At 24.4% G+C, this 484-nt stretch carries 1 protein-coding gene; it reads left to right on the top strand.

The annotated features are described in order from the left end of the window. Nucleotides 1–161 precede the first annotated feature (161 nt). Nucleotides 162–484: hypothetical protein (locus tag CQA76_RS08950; protein ID WP_137623023.1), on the top strand; the 323-nt coding region annotated here is incomplete at its 3' end.

The raw sequence follows: 484 nt of genomic DNA on the forward strand, positions 1-484 counted from the left end.
GATAAAAAAGAGCCAAAAAGGCAAAACCAACACAAGTGGTAAAACAACCTTTGTAAAAGGAACTTATACCATGCAAAATGCAAGAGATAAAGTAGATTTAAAGGCAGATAAGCTTGTGGAGACTAAATTGGATTTTGAATTAAATAAATTAGGTTTTTAAGATGCAAGAATTTTTAAGCCATTTTTTAAAAGAATTAAAAGACTTTTTAAATATTGAAGTATATCCTATTTCAAGATCTAAAGATAAATTAGAAAAGGCATTTTTAATCTATGAAATAAGCAATGAAGAATTAAATTTAAGCATAGACAATAAGATTTTAAATAAAGAATTAGAAATTAATTTAACCCTTTATACTCCAAAATACAAAGAATTAAGAGAACTAAAACAAAAAATAGAAATCTTTGTTTTAAAATTTCAAAAAAAACCGATTGAAATTTTATTTAACACAGAAGATAAAGACGAGGAAAGCGGATTTTATAGTAG

The sequence above is a fragment of the Campylobacter aviculae genome (assembly GCF_005406215.1).
GTDB classification, from domain to species: domain Bacteria; phylum Campylobacterota; class Campylobacteria; order Campylobacterales; family Campylobacteraceae; genus Campylobacter_D; species Campylobacter_D aviculae.